We start from the raw sequence: 16,957 nt of genomic DNA, 5'->3' as shown, positions 1-16,957 counted from the left end.
GCGGCATCCAGTTTTGCACATTACGCAAGCCCCGGCGCGCAGGACGCGACCTCGTTGTGCACTCTAGCGCAAGCGGCTGGGCCGTGGAAGCAAAAAGGCCTGCGTGCTCGAGCGCTCCGCGCGCTTTCCCTATCGACAGGGGGCTGTCTATACGGACAATGGGTCTGAGCCTCTCCAACCCAGCGCCTAGCAACCCGGACCCATGAGCGACACCACTTTCGACTACATCATCATCGGGGGCGGCACGGCCGGCGCCCTGCTGTGCAACCGCCTGAGCGCCGACCGCAGCAAGCGCGTGCTGCTGATCGAGGCCGGGCGCAAGGACGACTACCACTGGATCCACATCCCCGTGGGTTATCTCTACTGCATAGGCAATCCGCGCACCGACTGGCTCTACCAGACCGAAGCCGAGCCCGGGCTCAACGGCCGCAGCCTGCGCTATCCGCGCGGCAAGACGCTGGGCGGCTGCAGCAGCATCAACGGCATGATCTACATGCGCGGCCAGGCGCGCGACTATGACCAGTGGGCCCAACTCACGGGCGACGACGCCTGGCGCTGGGAAAACAGCCTGCCGCATTTCATGCGCCACGAAGACCATTGGCGGCTGGACGCGGACGCAAAAACCGATGCTCCTGCCGACGCGCGCTTCAAGGGCCTGCACGGCAACAAGACCAACGGCAGCACGGGCGAGTGGCGCGTGGAGAAGCAGCGCCTGCGCTGGGACATCCTCGACGCGTTTTCGCAGGCCGCGCAGCAAAGCGGCATTCCGGCCAGCGACGACTTCAACGGTGGCGACAACGAAGGCGTGGGCTATTTCGAAGTCAACCAGAAGGCCGGCTGGCGCTGGAACACGGCCAAGGCCTTTCTGCGCCCCGCCTGCTACGGCCGCGCGAATTTCGAGATGTGGACCATGGCCCAGGCGACGCGGCTGATCGTCGAGACCCAGGCCGACGGCAGCCAGCGCTGCACCGGCGTCGAAGTCGCGACCGGCGACGGCCTCGAGACCGTGCACGCGACCTGCGAAGTGCTGGTCTGCGCGGGCGCGATCAATTCGCCGCAGCTGCTGCAGCTGTCGGGCATAGGCCCGGCGGCGCTGCTGCAAAAGCATGGCATTCCCGTGGTCAAGGACCTGCCCGGCGTGGGCGCCAACCTGCAGGACCATCTGCAGATCCGCACGGTATTCAAGGTGCAGGGCGCGCCCACGCTCAATGTGCTCGCCTCCAGCCTGCTGGGCAAGGCAAAGATAGGCATGGAGTACGCGTTCAAGCGCAGCGGGCCTATGAGCATGGCACCGTCGCAGCTCGGCGCGTTCACGCGCAGCCGCCCCGAACTGCCCCACCCCAACCTCGAATACCACGTGCAGCCGCTGTCGCTGGACGCGTTTGGCGAGCCCCTGCATGCGTTCCCGGCGTTCACCGCCAGCGTCTGCAACCTGAACCCCACGAGCCGCGGCACGGTGCAGATCCGCAGCGCCGACTACCGCCAGGCGCCGGCGATCGCGCCCAACTACCTCAGCACCGACGAAGACCGCCAGGTCGCGGCCGACAGCCTGCGACTCACGCGGCGCATCGTCGCCCAGCCCGCGCTGGCGCGCTTCGCGCCCGAGGAGTACAAGCCCGGCGTGCAGTTCCAGACCGACGAGGAGCTCGCGCGCCTGGCGGGCGATATCGCCACGACCATCTTCCACCCCGTGGGAACGACCAAGATGGGGCGTGACGACGATCCCATGGCCGTGCTCGACAGCCAGCTGCGCGTGCGCGGCATTGCCGCGCTGCGCGTGGTCGACGCGGGCGCGATGCCCACCATCACCAGCGGCAACACCAACTCGCCCACGCTGATGATGGCCGAGAAGGTCGCCGAATGGATACGCAAGGGTCAGCCGGCCGTCAGCGCCGTGCAGGAACCCGCGCCCGAGGCACGCATTCCCGTGGTGGCCTGAACTAGCGTATGCCGCCCACATAGCGCTCGACGCCGCCCGCGGGCGGCGTGCGGCTCAGCGCGGGAGCGGCTGCAAAGCCCGCGGGCAACGCGGCCGGCGCGAGCTGCATCGCGCGCTCGAGCTTGTCCGCCCATTCGCCGAGTTCGGGCAGCGCGTCCTGCTGGGCGCGCAGGCGGCAAAAGCGTACCACTTCGCGCGCGTAATCGGCATTGCAGGCCATCCATTCGGTGTCGGTCACGCGCCCGGTCTTGCGCCGCAGCAGCACGTGCACATGGGCGGCCACGGCCAGTCTTTCACTGTCAAGCATCGCAAACTCCTGCTTCTGGATTCAACGCCCGCGCGTCGCCGCACGGGTACCTGCTCTCAGCCCAGGCGCTCGCGGTGCAGCGACAGATCGAGCCCGGTCTGCTCGCTGGCATCGGACACGCGCAGTCCCACGATACGGTCGGTCAGCCACAGCAGCACGCCGGTGGCGACAAAGCTGAACACCGCGACCACGAGCACCGTCAGCATCTGCGTGCCGATCTGCCCCTGCACGCCGGCGATGGTACGGCTGGCAAAAACGCCCGTGAGCAGCGAGCCGACAATGCCGCCCACGCCATGCACGCCGAACACGTCGAGCGCATCGTCGGCGCCCAGCGCGCGCTTGAGCCCGGTCGCGCCCCAGTAGCAGACCGCGCCCGCGATCAGGCCGATCAGCAGCGCCGGGCCCAGGCCCACATAGCCGGCCGCGGGCGTGATCGCCACCAGCCCCGCGACCAGTCCCGAACACAGGCCCAGCAGCGAAGCGCGCCGGCGCAGCAGCCATTCGGCAATCAGCCAGCCGAGCGCGCCGCCCGCGGCCGCCAGATGCGTCACGGCCAGCGCCAGCGCTGCGCGGCTGTCGGCGGCCAGCGCCGAGCCGGCGTTGAAGCCGAACCAGCCAATGAGCAGCAGGCTCGCGCCCAGCATGGTCCAGCCCAGGTTGTAGGGCTCGAAGGCTTCGCGGCCATAGCCCTGGCGCGGGCCCAGATACCAGGCGCAGGCCAGGCCCGCCGCGCCCGCATTGACATGCACCACCGTGCCGCCGGCGAAATCCAGCGCGCCCAGGCGCGCGAGCCAGCCACCGGGCTCCCAGACCCAGTGCGCGACCGGCACGTAGACGGCCAAGGTCCACAAGGCGATGAACACCAGCAGCGCCGTGAACCGCATGCGCTCGACCAGCGCGCCCACCAGCAGCGCCGCCGTGATCACCGCGAACGACAGCTGGAACATCGCGAAGGCCGCTTCGGGCACGTTGGGCGCCATATGGCTCACGCTGACCCGCTGGCCTGCCCAGTCGGGGTCCAGGCCGGCGAAACCCAGGCGCGACAAGCCGCCAAGAATGCCGTCGCCGGGTGTGAACGCCAGCGAATAGCCAGCCGCGAACCACAGCACGCTGACCACGCAGGCCACGAGCAGCACGCTGGCCAGCGTGTTGAGCACGTTCTTGCGCCGCACCATGCCCGCATAGAACAGCGCCACGCCGGGCAGCGTCATCAGCAGCACCAAGGCTGTGCAGACCATGAGCCAGCCGGTGTCGGCGCCGTTGAGCGCGCCCATCGGAACCATGGCCGGGGCCGTCAGCGGAGCGCTGGCCGCGGCGCTCTCGCCTGCGGCGCTGGCGGGCAGCACCCAGCTGGCGAACGCCGCGCCCCCCGTGAGCCCGCCAGCGGCCCGCGCTGCGCGGCCGCGCCTGGATAAGCCTTGCCTGCCTGTCATGTCCATGCCATGCCTCCGGGAAAGAGTGGTTGCTGACAGGCAGGCAAGCACAGGACGTGCCAAAACCGCTGCAAATACGCGCTTTTATTTGCAAACAGTCACACTAGATACATATTGAGCCTCCCCTGGATACCTGTTCACTCCGGGAAACTCCCAATGCACCAAGCGAGTGCAAGCAGTACAGTCCAACCACTCAAGTGCACCTCGGTGCGACGAAGAGGGGCCGAGGAGACACTACTCGACATAGAAATAGACCAATATTCAAAAAGCATACAGCGAGATGCCTTTACAGAGCGCCGGCCCAGTCCGGCGCTTTTTTATTGGGCGTCCCCCGGGCCGGCATGCACCCTGACGGTGCGACAATCTCGGCCCTATGGAATGGCTCTTTGTTTCGCTGGCTTCTATGCTGGCCGGGTTTGTCGATGCCATCGTTGGCGGGGGTGGTTTGATCCTCGTGCCGGCGATTTTCGCGGCGTTTCCCCATGCGCCCCCGGCCACGCTGCTGGGCACGGGCAAAAGTGCATCGGTTTGGGGCACGACCATGTCGGCCTGGCAATATGGCCGGCGCGTGCGCATTCCCTGGGGCCCGCTGACCCCGGCCATCCTGGTGAGCTTCGCGGGCTCGTTTGCCGGTGCCTGGGCGGTGACCGTCATCTCATCGGACTTCCTGCGCAAGCTGCTGCCGGTGGTGCTGGTGCTGGTGCTGATCTACACGCTGCTCAAGAAGGACATGGGCCGCAACCACGCGCCGCGCTTCACGGGCCGCGCCGAAACGCTGATGGCCTGCACCATAGGCCTGGTGATTGGCTTCTACGACGGCTTCTTCGGCCCGGGCACGGGCAGCTTCTTCGTGTTCCTGTTCGTGCGCCTGCTGGGCTACGACTTCCTCAACGCCTCGGTCTCGGCCAAGCTGCTCAACATCGCGACCAATGTCGCGGCCATCGTGCTGTTCAGCCTCAAGGGCCATGTCTGGTGGCATTTCGCGCTTCCTCTGGCGCTGGCGAACGTCATGGGCAGCATGCTCGGCACCTACATGGCCTTGCGCCATGGCACGGGCTTCGTGCGCAGCATCTTCATTCTCGTGGTCAGCGTGCTGATCCTCAAGACCGGCTACGACGCCTTTCTGCGCTGAGCGCACTCCAAGTCAGCAAGCACTTGCAAGCCATGTAGGCCGCATAAGGCAAGGCGATGCGAACTTTTCCGGGTTGCGCCGGGCCGGTGGCAGGCGCGATCATGGCGGCAGGGGTCAAGCCCTGTCCTCCAGGAGATGCGCATGAGAATTCTGCCCGCCGTCACGCTTTTGGCCGCGCTGTGCGTGGCCGCCACCGCCGCGCAGGCGCGGCCGCTGGAATCGGTGCGCAAGGAGGGCACGCTGCGCATCGCGACCGAGGGCCACTACGCGCCGTTCAATTTCTTCCAGGGCAAGCAGCTCACCGGTTTCGAGGTCGAAATCGCCGAACTCGTGGCGCACAAGATGGGGCTACAGCCGCAATGGAAGGCGTTGGGCTTCGATGCGCTGCTCACGGGACTGCAGCAGGACCGCTGGGACGTGGTCATTGCCTCGCATGCGATCACGCCGGAGCGCGCCAAGGCCGTGACCTTTGCCGCGCCGCACTATTGCTCGGGCGGCACCATCGTCTCGCTGACGCCCAAGCTGCGCAGCGCCAGCGATCTCAAGGGCAAGCTCATCGCGGTGCAGACCGGCACAACCTATGCGGCCGAAGTCCAGCGCCTGCCGGGCGTGCAGGCGGTGAAGAACTTCCCCACCGATGCCGATGCGCGCAGCGCGCTGGTTTCCAAGCGCGTCGATGCCATGGTCACCGACCGCTTCGTCGCCAAGGAGCTGCTGCGCAAGTCTCCCGCAGCGGGCTTTCATCTGGGCGAGATGGTCACCGTCGAGCGCATTGCGGCGGCCATGGCGCTGGGCAACACCGGCCTGGCTGACGCCTGGTCGCAGGCGCTGCAGGCCGTGATGGCCGACGGCAGCTATGCCAAGGTCGCGCAGAAGTACTTCCAGGAAGACATACGCTGCCCCGCACCGCGCTGAGCCGGCCACACACAAGGCATCCCATGCCCATTGCCTTCTGGCCCGCACACTGGACGCGCCTGCAGCGCAGCAACGCGACGCTGGTCACGGCGCTGCTGCTGCTGGTGCTGGTCGTGGCCGCGCTGGGCTGGCTGTTTTCCTGGCTGCCCGAACCCATAGGCTCGAGCGCGCAGATATTTGCCGACGGCGCGCGCACCACGCTGTGGCTCACGCTGGTCAGCGGCGGCCTGGGGCTGCTGCTGGGCACGGCGACGGCGCTGGCGCGCACGTCACGCTGGACGCTGCTGCGCTGGGGTGCGCGCTTCTACCTCTGGGTGATACGCGGCACGCCGCTGCTGGTGCAGATCCTGTTCGTCTATTTTGCGCTGCCGCTGCTCATCCCCGGACTGCGCCTGCCCGAGTTCGCGGCGGCGGTGTTGGCGCTGGGGCTCAATGCGGGCGCCTACAACAGCGAAGCGATTCGCGCCGGCCTGCTGGCCGTGCCCCAGGGCCAGACCGAGGCCGCACGCGCGCTGGGCCTGGGCCGGCGCCATGTGTTTCTCGACGTGGTCATGCCCCAGGCGTTCAAGATGGCGCTGCCGCCGCTGGTCAGCAACTTCGTCGCGCTGCTCAAGGATTCGTCGCTGGCCTATGCGATAGGCGTGGTCGAGCTGACCAATGTCGGCAACCGCCTGCAGTCGACGACTTTCCAGCCCATCGCCACGCTCAGCACGGTGGCGCTGACCTATCTGGTGCTGACCACGCTCGTGACCCAGGCGACCCAGGCGATCGAATACCGCTTCGACATCGAAGGCCGAGCGCAATGAGTGGCGCGCCCTACATCGTCATCGACCGGGTCTGCAAATCCTTTGGCGGCCAGCCGGTGCTGCGCGACGTGTCGACGCAGTTCCGCACGGGCGAAGTCAGCGTGATCATCGGCGCCTCGGGCTCGGGCAAGTCCACGCTGCTGCGCGCCATCAACCGGCTCGCGCCGCACGACAGCGGCACCATCACCATTGCGGGCGTTGCCGTGGGGCCGAATGAAGCCACGCTGCAGCAGCAGCGCACCGACGTGGGCATGGTGTTCCAGCAGTTCAACCTGTTCGGTCACATGACGGTGCTCGACAACCTGACGCTCGCGCCGCGGCGCATCCACCGCACGCCGCGCGCCCAGGCGAATGCCCAGGCCATGGCCCTGCTGCGCCGCGTGGGCCTGCAGGAGCACAGCGCCAAGTACCCCTGGCAGCTGTCGGGCGGGCAGCAGCAGCGCGTGGCGATTGCGCGCGCGCTGGCGATGAACCCCAAGGTGATGCTGTTCGACGAGCCGACTTCGGCGCTGGACCCGGAGATGGTGCAGGAAGTGCTGGACGTGATGCGCGAGCTCGCGCGCGCGGGCATGACCATGATCGTCGTGACGCACGAGATGGGCTTTGCACGCGAAGTCGCCGACCGCGTGCTGTTCTTCGACCAGGGGCGCATTGCGCATGAAGCCCCGCCGGCCGAATTCTTCGGTCAGCCGGCCAACGAGCGCATCCGCGCCTTCATCGGCCGCATGGGCGGCTAGCGCTGGGCGCTGTCAGTCTTCGGGCACCCAGCCGACCGCGGCTGCGGCCGGAATCAGCGGCTTTTGCGCCGCTGCCGCAGGACGCGCAGCCGCATCGGCGGGCGCGGCTGCAGGGAAAGGATCGGGCAGCGGCTTGCGCGGCAGGCCTTCGACGGCCACGCTGTCGGCGGGCACGGCGATGTCGTTGGCGCGGCGCGGCTGGCCCATGGGCAGGCGCGCCTGGCCCGAGCGCACCGAAGCAATGTCTTCCTCGCTCGGATATTGGCCCAGCAGCCAGTAGTCGAACACGCGGCGCGCGATCGGCCCTGCAGCTGCGGCGCCAAAGCCCGCGTTCTCGACAATCAGCGCCAGCGCAATGGTGGGCTTGTCGGCCGGCGCATAGGCCATGTAGAGCGAGTGGTCGCGCTGGTATTCGCTGAGCTTGGCCGCGTTGTATTTGTCCTTCTGCCCCACGCCCACGGCCTGGGCCGTGCCGGTCTTGCCGGCCGAGGTATAGGGCGCTCCCGCGAAAATGCCGCGCGCCGTGCCGTCGACGGTCACGGCCGCGACCGCGCGGCGCACGGCTTCGACGTTCTGCGGCTTGTAGCCCAAATCTATACCTGCGGGCTGGGGCAGCTGCTGGTAGCGCCGGGTCAGTGCATCGATCTTGCCCAGGCCCAGATGCGGCTGGTGCTTGACGCCGCTGTTGGCCAGCGTGGCCGTCGCATGCGCGAGCTGCAGCAGCGTGAAATTGTTGTAGCCCTGGCCAATGCCCAGCGAAATGGTTTCACCTGCATACCATTTCTTCTGCTCGGGGCGCTTATAGGTGTTGCGCTTCCACTCCTGGCTGGGCAGCACGCCGCGCGCTTCGCCGCGCACGTCCAGGCCGGTGATCTGGCCAAAGCCCAGCGGCTTCATGAAATCGTGCATGGCATCGACACCCATGTCGTTGGCCAGCTGGTAGAAATACACGTTGCTCGACTTGACGATGGCGCGGTGCAGGTCGACGGGGCCGTTGGGGTGGCCGCTGCGGAATGTGTGGCCGCCGAAGGTCCAGCTGCCGTTGTCCTGCGTGATGCTGTCGGTGCGGCGCGCGCCGCGCTCGAGCGCGCCCAGCGCCATGAAAGGCTTGTAGGTCGAGCCCGGCGGGTAGGTGCCGCGCAGCGCGCGGTTGAGCATGGGACGGTCTATGGACTCGTTGAGCTGGGTCCAGCTTTCCTGGTCTATGCCGTCGACAAACAGGTTCAGGTCGAACGCCGGGCGGCTGACCATGGCCAGCACTTCGCCGTTGCGCGGGTCGATCGCGACCAGCGCACCGCGGCGGTTGCCGTAGAGCTGCTCGATCATGCGCTGCAGGCGGATGTCGAGCGACAGCACCAGGCTGTCGCCGGGCGTCGCGGCGCGGCTGCCGAGCTTGCGCACCGCATAGCCGCCGGCCGAAGTCTCGAGCTGCTCCCAGCCCGTGAGGCCGTGCAGGTCCTTTTCGTAGCTCTGCTCTATGCCCAGCTTGCCTATGACTTCGGTGCCGCGGTAATTGGCCGCGTCCTCGGAGTCCTCTATCACTTCCTTCTCGCGCTGGTTGATGCGGCCTATGTAGCCGATCACATGGCTGGCCGTCTCTTCGAGCGGGTAGGAGCGAAACAGCCGGGCCTTGATGTCGACGCCGGGAAAGCGATAGCGCTGGGCGGCGAAATGCGCGACTTCCTCGTCGCTCAGGCGGGTGCGTATGGGCAGCGACTCGAAGTTCTTCGAGTCATCGACCAGGCGCTTGAACTTGCGCCGGTCGCGCGGCGTGATTTCGACCAGGGTCGCGAGTTCATCTATCGTCGCTTCGAGGTCCTTGACCTTGGAGCGCGTGATCTCCAGCGTATAGGCGGCGTAATTGGTCGCGAGCACCACACCGTTGCGGTCGAGGATCTGGCCGCGGTTGGGCACGATGGGCACGACCGCCGTGCGATTGCTTTCGGCGCGTTCGGCCAGGTCTTCGTGGCGCACCACCTGCAGCACCAGCAGCCGCCAGACAAGCAGGCAGAACGCCAGCAGCACCACGGCCGCGACCACCCAGATCCGCAGTCGGAAACGCGACTGTTCGGCTTCGGAGTCTATGACTTCCATCATGCGGCGCACCTCGCGCAGCGGGCAGGCCAGGGCTTTATCCGCAGCATGATCAGAGCGGCCGGTTTTCGTCGGCGTCGGGCGCGCGCCGCTGCGGTGCGAGCAGCACCATGCTGATCAGCGGCCAGAGCAGGGCTTCGGCCAACGGCGCGATCACCATGCTCCAGCCGGGAAAGACACCGCCGCTGATCATGCGCACGACCAGCGCCACGGCATGCGCCATGAAGAACAGCGGCAGCATCTGCAGCGCCTGCACCGGCAGGCTGAACCACAGCAGGCGGCGGCGCATGCTCACCGCGCCGAACACCAGCAGGCAATAGACCAGCGCGTGCTGACCCAGCAAGGCGCTGTGCTGCACATCCATGCACAGGCCGAACATGAAGGCCAGCCCCATGCCCACGCGCTGCGGCTGGTGCACGCTCCAGAACGCGATCAGCATCATCAGCAGATCGGGCATCCAGGCGACGCGGCCCAGTGGCAGCATGTTGACGGCCAGCGCCGCGACCAGGCTCGCGCCCATGAACACCGGGTTGACCGGCAGCAGCAAGGGTTGACCGCGCGGCATGATCATCGCGCAGTCTCCTGGCGTGCGCGCGCTGCCGCTGGGGCGGGCGCGGGCGTGGCGGTTTTCTCGCCGGTTTTGGGGGGAACTGCGCGTGCCGGGGCCGCGGCCTTGGCAGCGGGTGCTGCGGGCTTGGCCGCCGCGGCAGGCGCCACGGGCGCCTGCGCTGTGGGCGCGTCGTCGACGGCCAGCACGGGCGGCAGCACCAGCACATGGCGCGCCTGCTGGACGCGCGCCATGGGCTCGCAATAGATGCGCGAAAACGCGGAGTCGGCGCGGTGCTCCACGCGCAGCACGCGTGCCACGGGAATTCCCGCAGGGTAGACGCCGTCGACGCCGCTGGTGGTCAGCAGGTCGCCCTCGACCACATCGGCATTGCTGGGAACGAAGCGCAGTTCGATATTGCCGCCGCCGCCGGGCGCAGGGTCGCCATAGGCGACGCTGCGCGCGCCGGTGCGCGGGTTGAAGACGGGAATCGCCTGGTCACGGTCGATCAGCAGCGTGACTTCGCTGCGCAGCGCATAGACCCGCGTGACCTGGCCCAGCACGCCGTTGGCGTCGAGCACGGGCGAGCCCAGCGCGATGCCCGAGGTCTGGCCGCGGTCTATGACCACGCGGCGGGTATAGGGATCGGGAGTGTCGTGCACCACTTCGGCGGCCTGGCCGGGGCTGACCAGATGCTCGCGCAGCGCCAGCAAGGCGCGCAGATGCAGGTTCTCGTCGAGCAGCTGCTCGGCCAGGTGCGCGCTCTGCGCGACCTGCACCAGCCGCTGGTCGGCAGCGCGGGCCTGGGCCTGGGCCTGTTCCATCGACTGCATGTAGTCAGCGCCCTGCTGAAACAGGGCCACGGGCTGGACCACCAGCCACTGCACGGGGTAGAGCACGCTGGCGACGACCTGGCGCACCGGCTCGGTCAGCTTGAAGCGCGCGTCGGCGACCATCAGGAACAGCGCCAGCGCGCTGTAGAACGCCACTTGCGACAGCAGCGAAGGGCCCTGGCGAAACAGCGAGGGCGCGCGCCGGTCAACGGTTCCGATAGGCATCAGGCGTGCCCCTGCGCTGCATGCGCCGCATGCAGTGAAAAATGGTGCGCCTGCATGTCATTCACTTCTCGCCCTCTGCCGCAATGCCGTCGGGTTCACTCGCTGACGAAAATGCTTCCGTAGCGGTCAAGCTCATCGAGCGACATGCCGCAGCCGCGCACCACGCAGGTCAGCGGTTCTTCGGCGACCAGCACCGGCAGGCCGGTTTCCTCGGCCAGCAGGCGGTCGAGGTCGCGCAGCAGTGCGCCGCCGCCGGTCAGCATCATGCCGCGCTCGGCGATGTCGGCGCCCAGTTCGGGCGGCGTCTGCTCGAGCGCGTTCTTCACGGCCGAGACGATCTGGTTGAGCGGTTCGGTCAGGGCTTCCAGCACTTCATTGCTGGAAATCGTGAAGCTGCGCGGCACGCCTTCGGAAAGGTTGCGGCCCTTGACTTCGATCTCGCGCACTTCGGAGCCGGGGAAGGCCGAGCCGATCTGCTTCTTGATGAGTTCCGCCGTGGGCTCGCCGATCAGCATGCCGTAGTTGCGGCGGATGTAGCTGATGATGCTTTCGTCGAACTTGTCGCCGCCGACACGCACCGAGCCCTTGTAGACCATGCCGCCCAGCGAGATCACGCCGACTTCGGTCGTGCCGCCGCCGATGTCAACCACCATCGAGCCCGAGGCGTCGAACACCGGCAGGCCGGCGCCAATGCCCGCGGCCATGGGTTCCTCGATCAGGCGCACGGTGCGCGCACCCGCGGCTTCGGCCGCGTCCTTGATCGCGCGGCGCTCGACCTGGGTCGAACCGCAGGGCACGCAGATGACGATGCGCGGGCTGGGAGCAAAAATGTTCCGCGGGTGCACCATCTTGATAAACTGCTTGATCATCTGCTCGGTGATCACGAAGTCGGCAATGACGCCGTCCTTCATCGGGCGTATGGCTTCGATGTTGCCGGGCACCTTGCCGAGCATGGCCTTGGCCTCGCGGCCCACGGCCTGGATCACCTTCTTGCCGTGCGGGCCGCCTTCGTGGCGGATCGCGACTACCGAGGGTTCGTCCAGGACAATGCCTTTGTCACGGGCGAAAATAAGCGTATTTGCTGTGCCAAGATCAATGGCCAGGTCGGTGGAGAAATACCGACGAAAAGCTCCGAACATTCAAAAGTCCTCTCAGGCACGGTCGGCGCGTCGGCCGGCCATCGCCAGGTATCAGGGGGGGTGGGAGTGCAATTGGGTTCAATGCTGCAAATACCGCCTAAAAGATGGTAATGCGGCAAAGCCGAGATAATACCGTATCCCCTGTGAATAACCCCTGCCGACTTGACCCGGATCACAGCTTTACTTCTGGTTTCCTCTTTCTAAAACCCTATGGCACTGACCTCTCAAGACATCGAGCGCATCGCCAATCTGGCACGGCTTGAACTATCCTCCGCCGAGAGTGAGCGCATGCTCTCCCAGCTCAACGGCTTTTTCGGCATCGTCGAGAAGATGCAGGCTGTGGATACTTCGGGCATCGCGCCGCTGTCCCACCCCGTGGCGGCCATTGAAGACGTGCAATTGCGCCTGCGCGAGGACATTGCGAGCGAGCCCAACAACCGCGAAGCCAACCAACTGAACGCACCGGCCGTCGAGCGCGGCCTGTTCCTGGTTCCCAAAGTGATCGAGTAAGGCTTTCCCCGCATGACTTCGCATTCCACCGATCTGCACGATCTGAGCGTCACCGCGCTCGCCGAACAGCTGCGCACCCGCCAGGTTTCCGCCGTCGAGACCGCCCAGCACTTTCTTGACCGCGCCAAGGCGCAGCATACGCTGGGCGCCTATGTGGCGCTCAATGAAGAAGCCACACTGGCCCAGGCGCGCGCCGCTGATGCGCAGCTGGCCACGGGCAATGCGGGCACGCTGACCGGCGTGCCCATCGCGCACAAGGACATCTTCGTCACGCGCGACTTCCCCACCACCGCGGGCTCGAAGATGCTCGCCGGCTACCGCTCGCCGTTCGACGCGACCGTGGTCACGCGCCTGGCCGAGGCCGGCGCCGTGACGCTGGGCAAGCTCAACTGCGACGAATTCGCCATGGGCTCGGCCAACGAGAATTCGGCCGTGGCCCCCATAGGCTTCGACGCCCCCGCGCCGGTGCGCAACCCCTGGGACCTGTCGCGCGTTCCCGGCGGCTCGTCGGGCGGCTCGGCCGTGGCCGTGGCCGCGCGCCTGGCGCCGGCCGTGACCGGCACCGACACCGGCGGCTCTATCCGCCAGCCGGCCTCGTTCTGCGGCATCACGGGCATCAAGCCCACCTACGGCCGCGCTTCGCGCTACGGCATGATCGCGTTTGCCTCCAGCCTCGACCAGGCCGGCCCTATGGCGCGCAGCGCCGAAGACTGCGCGCTGCTGCTCAGCGCCATGTGCGGGCCCGATCTGGACCGTGACTCCACGTCGCTGGACCGCCCGGTCGAGAACTTCGGCGCCACGCTGAACAACGACATCGCCGGCCTGCGCATAGGCGTGCCCGCCGAGTTCTTCGGCGACGGCCTGTCGGCTGACGTGCGCGCGGCCGTGGACGCCGCGCTGCAGGAGTACGTGAAGCTCGGCGCCAAGCTGGTGCCCATCGAGCTGCCGCGCACCGAACTGTCGATTCCCGTCTATTACATCCTGGCCCCGGCCGAAGCCTCGTCCAACCTGTCGCGCTTCGACGGCGTGAAGTTCGGCCACCGCGCCAAGGGCTACACGGACCTGGTCGACATGTACAAGAAGACGCGCGCCGAAGGCTTCGGCGACGAAGTCAAGCGCCGCATCATGATCGGCGCCTATGTGCTCAGCGAAGGCTACTACGACGCCTACTACCTGCAGGCGCAGAAGATCCGCCGCATGATCGCCGACGACTTCCAGGCCGCGTTCCAGCACTGCGACGTGATTGCCGGCCCGGCCGCGCCCACGGTCGCCTGGCAGCTGGGCGCCAAGAGCGACCCGCTGGCCAACTACCTGGCCGACATCTACACGCTGCCGGCCTCGCTGGCCGGCCTGCCCGGACTGAGCCTGCCCGCGGGCTTCGGCGCCGGCGGCATGCCCGTGGGCCTGCAGCTCATTGGCAACTACTTCCGCGAAGGCCAGCTGCTCAATGCAGCCCACCGCTTCCAGCAAGCCACCGATTTCCACCTGCGCCAACCCGCGGGCCTGGCCCTGTAATCACGCCGGGAGAACCACTTACCCATGACTGCCAAACTCATTCACGGTTACGAAGTCGTCATCGGCTTCGAGACCCATGCCCAGCTCGCGACCCAATCGAAGATCTTCAGCCGTGCGGCCACGGCCTTCGGCGCCGAGCCCAACACCCAGGCCTGCGCGGTCGACATGGCCCTGCCCGGCACGCTGCCGGTGATGAACAAGAAGGCCGTCGAATGCGCGATCAAGCTCGGCCTGGCGCTGGGCTCGAAGATTGCGCCGCGCAGCATCTTCGCGCGCAAGAACTACTTCTACCCCGATCTGCCCAAGGGCTACCAGATCAGCCAGTTTGAAATTCCCGTGGTGCAGGGCGGCGAAGTGTCGTTCTTCCTTGGCGAGGAAAAGAAGACTGTGCGCCTGGAACGCGCCCACCTCGAAGAGGACGCGGGCAAGTCGCTGCACGAGGACTTCATCGGCCAGTCGGGCATCGACCTGAACCGCGCCGGCACGCCGCTGCTGGAAATCGTCACCCAGCCCGACATGCGCTCGACCGAGGAAGCCGTGGCCTATGCGCGCGAGCTGCACAAGGTCGTGACCTGGATTGGCATCTGCGACGGCAACATGCAGGAAGGCAGTTTCCGCTGCGACGCCAACGTCTCCGTGCGCAAGCCCGGCGGACCCCTGGGCACGCGCCGTGAAATCAAGAACCTCAACAGCTTCAAGAACATGCAGCAGGCGATCGACTACGAGATCCGCTGGCAGATCGAGGAGATCGAGGACGGCCGCAGCATCCAGCAGGCCACGGTGCTGTTCAACCCCGACACGGGCGAGACGCGCGCCATGCGCACCAAGGAAGACGCGGCCGACTACCGCTACTTCCCCGATCCCGACCTGCCGCCGCTGGTGGTCGCGCAAAGCTGGGTCGACGAAGTGCGCGCGGGCATGCCCGAGCTGCCGCGCCAGCGCGCCGCGCGCTTTGTCGCCGACTACGGCCTGCCCGAGTACGACGCGACCACGCTGACCCAGAGCCAGGACATGGCCAGCTATTTCGAGGCCGTGGCCCAGGCCTGCGGCCAGGCCAAGCTGGCGTCGAACTGGATCATGGGCGAGATCTCGCGCCGCCTGAACACCGAGGAAATCGGCATTGCCGACGCCAAGGTGGGCAGCGCCCAGCTGGCCCAGCTCATCGCCCGCATCTCCGACGGCACGATCAGCAACAACGCCGCGCGCCAGGTGTTCGAAGCCCTCTGGGCTGGTGAGGCCGACAACGTCGACGCCGTCATCGAAGCCAAGGGCCTCAAGCAGATGAACGACAGCGGTGCGCTCGAAGCCATCATTGACGAAGTCATCGCCGCCAACCCCGGCAACGTCGAGCAATACCGCGCGGGCAAGGACAAGGCGTTCAACGCGCTGGTCGGCCAGGTGATGAAGGCCTCCAAGGGCAAGGCCAATCCTGGCCAGGTCAACGATCTACTCAAGGCCAAACTCGCCTGAGTTCCAGCGCCCGCAGACTGCCTGGGCAGCCGCGGGCGCCGCTTTTCCGGGCTGCGCCTTGCGGCGTTGCCCCGTCGTCATGCAATCTCTCACGCGCATCCTGGGCAGCTGGGGCCCGCTGGCCCAGCGCCCGTCCAGCAGCGAACTGCTGCACAGCTCGCTGGGCGCGGCCCTGGGCCTGGCGCTGTCGGGCCTGCTGGTCTGGATAGGCGCGGCCCACGGCCTGCTGTTCCTGTTCGCGCCGCTGGGCGCCAGCGCCGTGCTGGTGTTTGCCGTGCCCAACAGCCCGCTGGCCCAGCCCTGGCCGGCAATCATGGGCAATACGCTGTCGGCGCTCTGGGCCCTGCTGCTGCTTGCCGCCCTGCCCCACCTGCCCAGCCCCTGGCCCGAAGCCATTGCCGTCGGCGGGGCGATTGCAGTGATGCTGATGTGCCGCGCGCTGCATCCGCCGGGCGGCGCGATGGCCTTGCTGGTCGTGCTGGCCGCGGCAAAGCTGGTGCCGCTGGGCTGGCATCTGATTGCCACCGTCTTTTTGCTGACCCTGGCGCTGGTGCTGGCCGGCGTGTTCTACCACCGCGCGACGCGCCGCATCTATCCGCTGCGCCACAAGCCGCCCGCACAGGCGCGCACGCCGGCCGCGGGCCGGCTGGCGTTGAGCAACGATGAGCTCGCGGCCCTGCTCACGCGCTTCGACCAGTCGTACAACCTGAGCCCCGACGACCTGGGCGAACTGCTGGCCGCGGCCGAAGAGCAGGCCATACAGCGGCGCTTTGCGGCCGTGACCTGCGGCGAAGTCATGTCGGCCAAGCTGCTGACCGTAGCCCCCACGGACTCGCTGGAAACCGTCGCCGACCTGTTCCACCGCCATCTGGTCAAGAGCCTGCCCGTGGTCGGCGCGCAAGGCGAACTGCTGGGCCTGCTGCTGCGCTCCGACCTGTTCGACTGGCTCTGGGAAGGCCACCGGCGCAGCCGCTGGCGGCAGTTGCTGCAGCCGCGCACGCCAGCCGCGACCGTGCGCAAGCTGATGCGCGCGCCGGAGATCTGCGTGCAGGAGGCCACGCCGCTGGGCGAGCTGCTGGGCACGTTGGCCCAGCACACCGTGGCTTTCATTCCCGTGCTGCGCGGCCACCAGCTCGCGGGCCTGATCACTCGCAGCGACGTGATTCGCGCGCTGCTCCAGCTGCGCTAGGGGCCGCCCGGCGACACATGGGTTGGCCCGTGCGCCCCGGCGTTACGTCCCAGGTAACGTGACAAGCGACGTAACGCCGTCACGCGACATGCTTGCGGCGCCAGATAAAACCCAATGAAATCAAATACTTGGGAGTTCGGCCGGAAGGGCTGGTGCGGCTGAATCG

General features: G+C 67.3%; 15 protein-coding genes. 9 read left to right on the top strand and 6 right to left on the bottom strand.

The window, feature by feature from the left end; all coding sequences use genetic code 11:
• The first annotated feature begins 202 nt into the window (after positions 1–202).
• The gene (locus ACSVDO_RS01185; RefSeq protein WP_489594646.1) at positions 203–1,939 is read left to right on the top strand and encodes a GMC family oxidoreductase; all 1,737 of its coding nucleotides are present in this window, start codon (positions 203–205) and stop codon (positions 1,937–1,939) included.
• A gap of 1 nt (position 1,940) precedes the next feature.
• On the opposite strand, the gene ACSVDO_RS01180 is transcribed toward ACSVDO_RS01185, so the two are convergent.
• Both ACSVDO_RS01180 and ACSVDO_RS01175 read right to left on the bottom strand, forming a co-directional pair.
• Complete coding sequence (locus ACSVDO_RS01180) at positions 1,941–2,246, bottom strand: hypothetical protein (RefSeq protein ID WP_332536907.1); 306 nt, start codon at positions 2,244–2,246, stop codon at positions 1,941–1,943.
• 56 nt (positions 2,247–2,302) lie between these two features.
• Positions 2,303–3,685: an ammonium transporter gene (locus tag ACSVDO_RS01175; protein ID WP_442881476.1), complete on the bottom strand. Its 1,383-nt coding sequence runs from the start codon at positions 3,683–3,685 to the stop codon at positions 2,303–2,305.
• 367 nt (positions 3,686–4,052) lie between these two features.
• Here ACSVDO_RS01175 and ACSVDO_RS01170 point away from each other — a divergent pair, with 367 nt between their 5' ends.
• From ACSVDO_RS01170 to ACSVDO_RS01155, 4 genes are all read left to right on the top strand, one after another.
• Positions 4,053–4,811, top strand: coding sequence for a sulfite exporter TauE/SafE family protein (locus ACSVDO_RS01170; RefSeq protein WP_332536905.1), 759 nt, complete (start codon positions 4,053–4,055; stop codon positions 4,809–4,811).
• A 141-nt stretch (positions 4,812–4,952) separates the two neighbouring features.
• On the top strand, positions 4,953–5,726 hold the full coding sequence (locus ACSVDO_RS01165; protein WP_489594645.1) for an ABC transporter substrate-binding protein: 774 nt from the start codon (positions 4,953–4,955) through the stop codon (positions 5,724–5,726).
• Between the two features lie 23 nt (positions 5,727–5,749).
• Entirely contained in the window at positions 5,750–6,532 is a 783-nt protein-coding gene (locus ACSVDO_RS01160) for an amino acid ABC transporter permease (protein ID WP_332547934.1), read from the top strand.
• The gene (locus tag ACSVDO_RS01155; RefSeq protein WP_332536900.1) at positions 6,529–7,269 is read left to right on the top strand and encodes an amino acid ABC transporter ATP-binding protein; all 741 of its coding nucleotides are present in this window, start codon (positions 6,529–6,531) and stop codon (positions 7,267–7,269) included. Before ACSVDO_RS01160 ends, ACSVDO_RS01155 begins: the two co-directional genes overlap by 4 nt.
• Before the next feature lie 12 nt (positions 7,270–7,281).
• Here ACSVDO_RS01155 and mrdA read toward each other — a convergent pair whose 3' ends face one another.
• The 4 genes from mrdA to ACSVDO_RS01135 all read right to left on the bottom strand — a co-directional run bounded on the left by mrdA (position 7,282) and on the right by ACSVDO_RS01135 (position 12,107).
• On the bottom strand, positions 7,282–9,366 hold the full coding sequence (gene mrdA / locus ACSVDO_RS01150; protein WP_489594644.1) for a penicillin-binding protein 2: 2,085 nt from the start codon (positions 9,364–9,366) through the stop codon (positions 7,282–7,284).
• A gap of 49 nt (positions 9,367–9,415) precedes the next feature.
• On the bottom strand, positions 9,416–9,934 hold the full coding sequence (gene mreD / locus ACSVDO_RS01145) for a rod shape-determining protein MreD (protein ID WP_489594643.1): 519 nt from the start codon (positions 9,932–9,934) through the stop codon (positions 9,416–9,418).
• A complete protein-coding gene (gene mreC, locus ACSVDO_RS01140; protein WP_489594642.1) occupies positions 9,931–10,968 on the bottom strand; it encodes a rod shape-determining protein MreC in 1,038 nt (345 codons plus the stop codon). Before mreC ends, mreD begins: the two co-directional genes overlap by 4 nt.
• A gap of 95 nt (positions 10,969–11,063) precedes the next feature.
• Positions 11,064–12,107 (bottom strand): rod shape-determining protein, encoded by a 1,044-nt coding sequence (locus ACSVDO_RS01135; RefSeq protein WP_213301347.1) that lies wholly within the window; start codon positions 12,105–12,107, stop codon positions 11,064–11,066.
• 210 nt (positions 12,108–12,317) lie between these two features.
• Here ACSVDO_RS01135 and gatC point away from each other — a divergent pair, with 210 nt between their 5' ends.
• From gatC to ACSVDO_RS01115, 4 genes are all read left to right on the top strand, one after another.
• Complete coding sequence (gatC, locus tag ACSVDO_RS01130) at positions 12,318–12,617, top strand: Asp-tRNA(Asn)/Glu-tRNA(Gln) amidotransferase subunit GatC (RefSeq protein WP_332536892.1); 300 nt, start codon at positions 12,318–12,320, stop codon at positions 12,615–12,617.
• Between the two features lie 12 nt (positions 12,618–12,629).
• Positions 12,630–14,132, top strand: coding sequence for an Asp-tRNA(Asn)/Glu-tRNA(Gln) amidotransferase subunit GatA (gene gatA / locus ACSVDO_RS01125; RefSeq protein ID WP_332547933.1), 1,503 nt, complete (start codon positions 12,630–12,632; stop codon positions 14,130–14,132).
• Between the two features lie 24 nt (positions 14,133–14,156).
• Positions 14,157–15,602, top strand: a complete 1,446-nt coding sequence (gene gatB, locus ACSVDO_RS01120; protein WP_332536888.1) for an Asp-tRNA(Asn)/Glu-tRNA(Gln) amidotransferase subunit GatB — start codon at positions 14,157–14,159, stop codon at positions 15,600–15,602.
• Between the two features lie 79 nt (positions 15,603–15,681).
• Complete coding sequence (locus ACSVDO_RS01115; protein ID WP_489594641.1) at positions 15,682–16,791, top strand: HPP family protein; 1,110 nt, start codon at positions 15,682–15,684, stop codon at positions 16,789–16,791.
• Positions 16,792–16,957 lie beyond the last annotated feature (166 nt).

Source organism: Comamonas sp. DB36, from assembly GCF_057914905.1.
The sequence above is the reverse complement of the archived record's forward strand: the minus strand, read 5'-3'. Positions and strand labels throughout refer to the sequence as shown.

Excerpts from the sequence above, each read along its gene's own strand:
- gatB (WP_332536888.1), top strand. The coding sequence starts at position 14,157 with ATGACTGCCAAACTCATTCACGGTTACGAAGTCGTCATCGGCTTCGAG.
- ACSVDO_RS01155 (WP_332536900.1), top strand. The coding sequence starts at position 6,529 with ATGAGTGGCGCGCCCTACATCGTCATCGACCGGGTCTGCAAATCCTTT.
- mrdA (WP_489594644.1), bottom strand. The coding sequence starts at position 9,366 with ATGATGGAAGTCATAGACTCCGAAGCCGAACAGTCGCGTTTCCGACTG.
- ACSVDO_RS01170 (WP_332536905.1), top strand. The coding sequence starts at position 4,053 with ATGGAATGGCTCTTTGTTTCGCTGGCTTCTATGCTGGCCGGGTTTGTC.
- ACSVDO_RS01115 (WP_489594641.1), top strand. The coding sequence starts at position 15,682 with ATGCAATCTCTCACGCGCATCCTGGGCAGCTGGGGCCCGCTGGCCCAG.
- mreC (WP_489594642.1), bottom strand. The coding sequence starts at position 10,968 with ATGCCTATCGGAACCGTTGACCGGCGCGCGCCCTCGCTGTTTCGCCAG.
- ACSVDO_RS01180 (WP_332536907.1), bottom strand. The coding sequence starts at position 2,246 with ATGCTTGACAGTGAAAGACTGGCCGTGGCCGCCCATGTGCACGTGCTG.
- gatC (WP_332536892.1), top strand. The coding sequence starts at position 12,318 with ATGGCACTGACCTCTCAAGACATCGAGCGCATCGCCAATCTGGCACGG.
- ACSVDO_RS01175 (WP_442881476.1), bottom strand. The coding sequence starts at position 3,685 with ATGGACATGACAGGCAGGCAAGGCTTATCCAGGCGCGGCCGCGCAGCG.
- mreD (WP_489594643.1), bottom strand. The coding sequence starts at position 9,934 with ATGATCATGCCGCGCGGTCAACCCTTGCTGCTGCCGGTCAACCCGGTG.
- ACSVDO_RS01135 (WP_213301347.1), bottom strand. The coding sequence starts at position 12,107 with ATGTTCGGAGCTTTTCGTCGGTATTTCTCCACCGACCTGGCCATTGAT.
- gatA (WP_332547933.1), top strand. The coding sequence starts at position 12,630 with ATGACTTCGCATTCCACCGATCTGCACGATCTGAGCGTCACCGCGCTC.
- ACSVDO_RS01185 (WP_489594646.1), top strand. The coding sequence starts at position 203 with ATGAGCGACACCACTTTCGACTACATCATCATCGGGGGCGGCACGGCC.
- ACSVDO_RS01165 (WP_489594645.1), top strand. The coding sequence starts at position 4,953 with ATGAGAATTCTGCCCGCCGTCACGCTTTTGGCCGCGCTGTGCGTGGCC.
- ACSVDO_RS01160 (WP_332547934.1), top strand. The coding sequence starts at position 5,750 with ATGCCCATTGCCTTCTGGCCCGCACACTGGACGCGCCTGCAGCGCAGC.